This window comes from Phormidium pseudopriestleyi FRX01, assembly GCF_017313335.1.
GTDB lineage: Bacteria > Cyanobacteriota > Cyanobacteriia > Cyanobacteriales > Laspinemataceae > Laspinema > Laspinema pseudopriestleyi.
The window spans coordinates 1-6,637 of record NZ_JAFLQW010000304.1 but is presented as its reverse complement, the minus strand read 5'-3'; the positions used below and the strand labels follow the sequence as shown (position 1 = coordinate 6,637).

Genomic DNA, 6,637 nt, shown 5'->3' with positions numbered 1-6,637 from the left:
GTTTATGAGCCGATCGCAGATAGTTATAGTACCGTTTTGGGGTTACGTTTGGCCGTAGAAGGAAAGCTGATTGCCTTTTATCGCGGGGATAGCGGGGAACGGTTACTGATGCCAGAAGAGTTGCGTGTGGCATGGCAACAGGAACGAGACCGGGCAGAGGCCCTCACCGCCCAATTACGGGCGTTAGGGGTCGAACCAGAGGCATAAGTAAGTAGAGTTAGGACAAGGCAGTGCCTTGTCCTAATGAGATGTCCTGATGAGATTAGGTGGCGTTTTGTAAAGCGGGGGCCGAATTGGAATGAGGGGGGAAAGCGTCCAAATAAATGGTTCTAATATCCGTTGGTAAGGCGGATTCTAAGCGTTGATATCCTTCTTCAAGTAATGCCTTGACCTCTCCAGGGGCGATCGTTTCTCCTTCTGCTTGTAGATAGGCGGAAATTCGAGTTTCACTCCAATGAAATGTCCGTGCCATTAAGACCGTAATTCTTAACAAGGGAGAGAGGAGATCTAAAGCTTGTTCCACATAACACCATAACGGAGGCGGGGAATTTTGTAACGAATAGTGGATGGACTCGACGGGGGGTAATTCCGCGTGTTCGATACACCAAGCGGTCATATTAATCAGCCAGGTTTGTAACGTAAAGGGAGTGGAAGCGCCTTCCTCGAAGCGTAAATCGAGTCCCCGGAGTTCGTGATAGATATGTCGCCAAGTCATGGCAAATAGATAATCCCCTTGAACGGGAGATTTAGCTTGATGTTGAATCAGGGTATAAACGATGGAACTATAGCGCCCAAAAATGGCGGTGAAGTATTTGCCCTCATCAGGGTGGCGCTGAAACAGGGTCAGCAGTTCGCGATCGCTTCTTTGAAACAAGGACTGCACCAGTGGGTGCTGACATTCAGAAAAAACAGGCGGTTGCATAAGGTCGAACTTCCTTTGAAAACGGGTCAGTTGCATCACCCACTAGGGGGTTAAAGTCCCTAGAGGACTCCAGATGTCCCGGACGGATGTTTGTAATATATCCACAGTTGAGGCAAATTCGCATCCCCAACGCTAACTGGATGCTTTGATGAGTTCTGTCCAGCTTTGTTACAATTAATTACAATCAGATTGACCTAAAATGAAGGGGGTCACCACCCCAACGGTGCAAGCGATCGCTCAATCTAACCCTTGGTTTACCCTATTGAAACGTACATGGCTCTAACTGTTAGCATTCCTCCGACATTAAGCTCGTTGCTGCCATCCCTGCCTCTGGATAGTCTCTTTTCTACCCAGGGAATTATGGTGATGCTACTCGCCGCCTATGGCGTGGCGATGTGGATGTTCCTCACCAGCGCCCCGAAAGTTTACACCATTATGGTTTCAGATTTGGAGACTGCCCGACAGCTTTATGAAGGGTTGCTGGAATTGCCAGCGGCGGAAGTCCCCTTACATTATTACTATAATTACGAGCAAACCCTAGGCGGCACCGGCATCGACCCCCTTTATATGTCCTCCCCAATGGGGTCCTCGGCGACTCAAACCATCGCGGGTCCTGATGGACTCTGGTATCAATTACAGAAAAATACTCAACTGCACGTCATTTCTGGCGCGAGTTTAGGCAGCAAAAACCGACAACGCCATGTTGGGTTTGACCATGATTGCCTCGAACAGTTGTTATTGCGGGTGCAGATGACTGGGGTTAAGTACAAAATCCGCCGAGAAAAGCCCCTAAATTTCTTTGTGAAAGATCGCCAAGGGCGGGTGATTGAGATAACTGAGGTCTCGAATTAAGGTTAAGAATAATCCGGCGATCGCCCTGGGATTGGTTCGCCGGATTTTCCAGAGTGGGGAGATTCATTCTGACTGCTGCTGCGCTAATCTCGTCGAATTCTCGATCGCCTGCTTCCCTTCATTCAGGAGATATTCAAAAAAGGTCCGCGCCACTACGGAAAGTTGTTTGCCACTGGGATAAATGGCATACCACTGTCGCGGAATTGGAAAACCTTCCACATCCAGAATTGTCAGTTGATGTTGCCAACCATCCAGGGTCAAAACGTGACGAGAGAGTACGGAAATTCCCAATCCTCCGGCGATCGCCTGTTTGATGGCTTCATTGCTGCCCAGATCCAGGCGCACCTTCACCGCCACCCCCCGATCTTCAAACATTTTTTGCACCGCTTGCCGGGTCCCAGAACCCGGTTCACGCATGATAAATGGCTCCCCATTCAACCGTTCAATCGGGATATTTTTCTGGGATGCTAAGGGATGATTTATCGGTGCTAACACCACCAGGGGATTGTCTAGAAACTCATGACAGCAGACATCCGGAGTCGCCGGAGGTTGGCTTAAAATATACAGATCATCGAGATTATCATTCAGTCGTTCTTGCAATCCTTCGTGGTTCGTCACCTTGAGGGAGATGTCAATTCCTGGATAGCGTTGACAAAATGGCCCGAGTAAGCGAGGAATGACATATTTGGCCGTGGTAATCACGCTCAGTTTTAATTGTCCCTGTTTGAGACCTTGCAGATCGGCCACCGTCATTTCAAATTGGGAGAGGAGATCGAAAATGTCGCGACAAGTTCCTAACAATTCCTCTCCCGCTCCAGTCAAATATAGCCGTTTCCCGACTTGTTCAAACAGTGGCATTCCCACCGACTTCGCCAACTGTTTCACTTGCATCGAAACCGAGGGTTGGGTTAAAAATAGTTCTTCAGCAGCCCGAGTAAAGCTCTTATGACGAGCTACGGCTTCAAAGACTCTAAGCTGGTGCAGGGTTGACTGCTTCAATGGCCTTTCTCCTCAGAATAACCCTTTAATATAGACTTAAATCTATTATATTCATAAATAATTAATATTTTTACTTATGGTTTTTCGGGTTAATATAAATTTACATACAAAAAAACTGTATTACTCCCGTACTGTAGCGTTGCACTAGCAGTCGATCCACGGTTGGTTTTGCTGTGGCTATTATCTTCTATTTTTGACAGCCTGCGATCGCCTGTTTCGTGCAACGCTTTTTCTTCCTACTGCCAACGCTTACACAGCCTGATCGGGATAGGGTTTACCGCATTTTTATGACCCAAACTCCCCCCCAGTCCCCTCTCGTCACCATCCTCCACCGATCGCCAACCTTAAAAATTCAGCCGCTGTGGTGCGCTGGGGTGACAAAATAGAACCCGAGGGTGGAATCCTCCAACCGACGGCAGACTGAGGCGATCGCCACAACGCCAAATGTTCCACCGGGGGATCAGCATAGAAACTCTCGCATCCCGGTCCCAATAGGGCCGAACTCCAGTGGGTAAAATAATCATGACTGACTCGGTGAATCGGAAAGGGTGCAAATAGAGGGACCCCCCAGCCATCAATGGCAATAAAGGCTTGAACCGGACATTGAAGAGAATATAACCCCCAGGCGGCCCCGATTGCACCAACGACTCCGGCGCTGAATCCGATCCAAATGAACGGTTCAGTGGATGCCGGACTATTCAAGTCGATCGCCCCGCTTTGGTGCAAAAACTGTAAGATTTCTAGGGGAAAATAAGGGCGATCGCTCGGTGGGAGAATCCAAACTTGGGGAGTCGTGCCCAACGAGACTCGGTTCGGCAGCAAAGTCGAGACAAAACTCTGCGTCAGTTTCTGTTCGTGAATTCCCGGACAAATAATTAGCACCAGACTACAGCCTTAATCAAACTATAAATTTTTGTTTGCGCTTTTCTGCCATGATATAGTAGATCCTTTATCAGTTGTGGAATGCCCTCACCCCCAACATAAGGGGGCCCAAAGGGGGAGAGACTCGCTATATATGTCATAAATCATTTAGGATTGCTATATAGCGGTTCCTGGACTCATTCGCGTACAGATATTTAGAGGAACACAAACATCTTGCTCGCTCTTGACAAGAGCGAGCAAGATGCTCGCACTCCAAAAATGTACGCGAATGACTGTGGGAAACGCTATAGCACTCTATCAGTCTGAGGCTGAGGAACGCGATCGCCTGACGATTGCGCTACTCTAAAGGATGTGATGGATATTCGTAGGAGGGGTCGTCTCAACGCACCGATGTTTCGTACCTTGTATTCAAAAAGGACCTCAAAAAAGGATATAAACCTTGCCGTTACTCTGGTGTAAACAATAGAACAATGCCGTTAATTTTGATTGTAGATGATGCACAATTTACCCGTCGGGTTATCTGTAAATCCTTACAAAAACAGGGATACCTTACCCGAGAAGCCTCCAATGGACGTGAGGCGATCGGGCTGTTAGATGAAGAAGTGCCAGATTGTATTTTATTAGATTTATTGATGCCGGAATTTGATGGATGGGATGTTTTAACCTTTTTAAAGGAGAACGACTACACAATTCCTGTGATTGTTATTACAGCCGATATTCAAGAAACCTCCCGTAAACACTGTTTTGATTTGGGAGCAAAGGCAGTAATTAATAAGCCGCCTAAACCGGATGAATTGAATAATACCCTGAAAAAAGTATTGGGTTGTACAGAGGAGAATGCTTGATGAATTTAACCGTTGACCAACTGGATACCTTGCAGGAATTGGTCAACATTGGTGTTGGCAGAGCAGCAAGTGTCCTCAATGAAATGATTGATTGCCACATCCGCTTGCAGGTTCCATTTATCCGCGTGTTTTCCCCCGAGCAAATGAAGCAAGAACTGGAAACCCGCCTGGGAGTTTCTCTAGTTTCAGCAGTACGCCTTGGCTTTAGTGGCTCATTTAGTGGTCTGGCCCAGCTAGTTTTTCCCACAGATAGCGCCTCTAAATTAGTTGCTTTGTTGACCAATGAGGAAGTCGGAACTCCCGACCTCGATGCCGTCAAAATCGGGACCCTGACAGAAGTGGGCAATATTGTGATCAATGGGGTGATGGGTTCGATGAGCAATTTGCTCAAACAGCATCTCAATTATTCCTTGCCCATGTATTTAGAAGATACTGTCGAACACTTGTTGAGTTCTAAGCAATTAGAGCCTAACACCACAATTTTATTAGCTCAGGCTCGCTTTACGATTGAACAACTCCAAATTGCTGGAGATATTATTTTGATTTTTAAGGTTGGTTCCTTTGATGCCTTACTAACAGCCCTAGAGATGATAGAAGAGGGTGAGGAAGAATGAATGAGATCCAACGGGTTGAGGAGAAATTCGGAATTCTCGACCGAGTTCCCGTGGGTGCTTGCGTCCTGCGGGAAGATTTTATTGTTCTGTTTTGGAATAGTTGCCTAGAGGATTGGACAAAAATTCCAAAAAGCGAAATTGTAGGCAAGAATTTGGGCGATCGCTTTCCTCATTTAACCCAACCGAAGTATCACCACCGACTCCAACAAGTCTTTGAAGGCGGCCCTCCGACTATTTTTTCCTCCCAACTCCACAAACACCTGATTCCCGCCCCGCTTCCGGATGGGGAATTCCGGATCCAACATACCACGGTAACTGGGGTGAAATCTTTTGACAGTAAGGGGTTTTACGCTCTTTTAGCCATCGAAGATGTCACGGACCTCACTCGCCGCCTTCAGGATTATCGGTCCATGCGCGATCGCGCCCTAGAAGAAATTGAGGAACGTAAACAAGCTCAGGAAGCATTACACCAAAAAACTCTAGAACTCGAAGTGCGTCAGCGAGAATTAATCTTACTCAGTGAAATGAGCGATTTGCTGCAAGCTTGCCTAACCATAAAAGAAGCCTACAGTGCGATCGCCCAATCCTGTAAATTACTCTTTCCCAACATTCCCGGTGCAGTTTTTATTATTAACTCCCTCAATAATTTACTCGATGTCGTTGCCAGTTGGGGAATTACCTTTAGCAGTCAGAAAGTATTTGCCCCCAATGAATGTTGGGCATTGCGACGAGGACGGGTGCATTTTGTCGGGAATATGCAAAATGGATTAATTTGCCAGCACCTCCACCAAAATCTCTTACCCGCTGAATATTGCTGCGTCCCGATGATGGCCCAGGGAAAAGCCCTCGGCGTCCTCTATTTATGTACCCCAGATAAAGGACAATTATCGAATACAACCCAACTCTTAGCAATGACAGTTGCCGAACATATTGCCCTAGCCTTAGCGAATTTAAAATTGCGAGAAACCCTTCATAACCAAAGCATTCGCGACCCGCTAACGGGTTTATACAATCGGCGCTATTTAGAAGAATCCCTGGAACGGGAAGTCTATCAAGCTGAACTCAAGGGATATCCCCTCTCCCTGATCATGATCGATGTCGATCACTTCAAAGAATTTAACGATACCTTCGGTCACGAAGCTGGAAATCAAGTCTTACGACAATTGGGAGAGTTTTTCCAAAAAAATATCCGCCCTACAGATATCCCCTGTCGCTATGGAGGGGAAGAGTTTACCCTCATTTTACCCCAAGCTCCTTTAAGCATCACTCAAGATCGCGCCCAACGCTTGCGAAAAAAGATAAAATTGTTACAAGTCGAATATGCAGGCCAATCCCTCGGCTGCATCACCCTCTCTTTAGGCGTTGCCAGCTTTCCCCAACATGGCAAAACCGGACTAGCCGTCCTCCGTGCCGCTGATGTCGCCCTCTATCAAGCTAAAGCTGCCGGACGCGATCGCGTAGTCAGCGCCTCCTAATAAAGTAGCCTCTAACTGTTTGTAGTAACGACTTCAGTCGTTATCCGG

At 47.2% G+C, this 6,637-nt stretch carries 7 protein-coding genes and 1 pseudogene; 5 read left to right on the top strand and 3 right to left on the bottom strand.

All coding sequences use genetic code 11. The annotated features are described in order from the left end of the window. Window positions 1-207, top strand: a pseudogene (locus J0895_RS11370) (Uma2 family endonuclease); the annotation flags it as partial. A 55-nt stretch (window positions 208-262) separates the two neighbouring features. On the opposite strand, the gene J0895_RS11365 reads toward J0895_RS11370, so the two are convergent. Beyond that, on the bottom strand, window positions 263-922 hold the full coding sequence (locus J0895_RS11365) for an RNA polymerase sigma factor (protein WP_207088204.1): 660 nt from the start codon (window positions 920-922) through the stop codon (window positions 263-265). A gap of 273 nt (window positions 923-1,195) precedes the next feature. Here J0895_RS11365 and J0895_RS11360 point away from each other — a divergent pair, with 273 nt between their 5' ends. Continuing rightward, window positions 1,196-1,774, top strand: a complete 579-nt coding sequence (locus tag J0895_RS11360; RefSeq protein ID WP_207088203.1) for a glyoxalase-like domain protein — start codon at window positions 1,196-1,198, stop codon at window positions 1,772-1,774. 63 nt (window positions 1,775-1,837) lie between these two features. Here J0895_RS11360 and J0895_RS11355 read toward each other — a convergent pair whose 3' ends face one another. Together J0895_RS11355 and J0895_RS11350 are read right to left on the bottom strand one after the other, a co-directional pair. After that, a complete protein-coding gene (locus tag J0895_RS11355) occupies window positions 1,838-2,773 on the bottom strand; it encodes a LysR family transcriptional regulator (RefSeq protein WP_207088202.1) in 936 nt (311 codons plus the stop codon). 318 nt (window positions 2,774-3,091) lie between these two features. Beyond that, a complete protein-coding gene (locus J0895_RS11350; RefSeq protein ID WP_207088201.1) occupies window positions 3,092-3,655 on the bottom strand; it encodes a hypothetical protein in 564 nt (187 codons plus the stop codon). 470 nt (window positions 3,656-4,125) lie between these two features. On the opposite strand from J0895_RS11350, the gene J0895_RS11345 reads away from it, so the two are divergent. From J0895_RS11345 to J0895_RS11335, 3 genes are read left to right on the top strand one after another with little or no spacing between them, the layout of a single operon-like run. After that, entirely contained in the window at window positions 4,126-4,500 is a 375-nt protein-coding gene (locus tag J0895_RS11345) for a response regulator (RefSeq protein WP_207088200.1), read from the top strand. Continuing rightward, complete coding sequence (locus tag J0895_RS11340) at window positions 4,500-5,114, top strand: chemotaxis protein CheC (RefSeq protein ID WP_207088199.1); 615 nt, start codon at window positions 4,500-4,502, stop codon at window positions 5,112-5,114. The genes J0895_RS11345 and J0895_RS11340 overlap by 1 nt, the downstream gene beginning before the upstream one ends. Continuing rightward, window positions 5,111-6,589: a sensor domain-containing diguanylate cyclase gene (locus J0895_RS11335; RefSeq protein WP_207088198.1), complete on the top strand. Its 1,479-nt coding sequence runs from the start codon at window positions 5,111-5,113 to the stop codon at window positions 6,587-6,589. The genes J0895_RS11340 and J0895_RS11335 overlap by 4 nt, the downstream gene beginning before the upstream one ends. The last annotated feature ends 48 nt before the right edge of the window (window positions 6,590-6,637 follow it).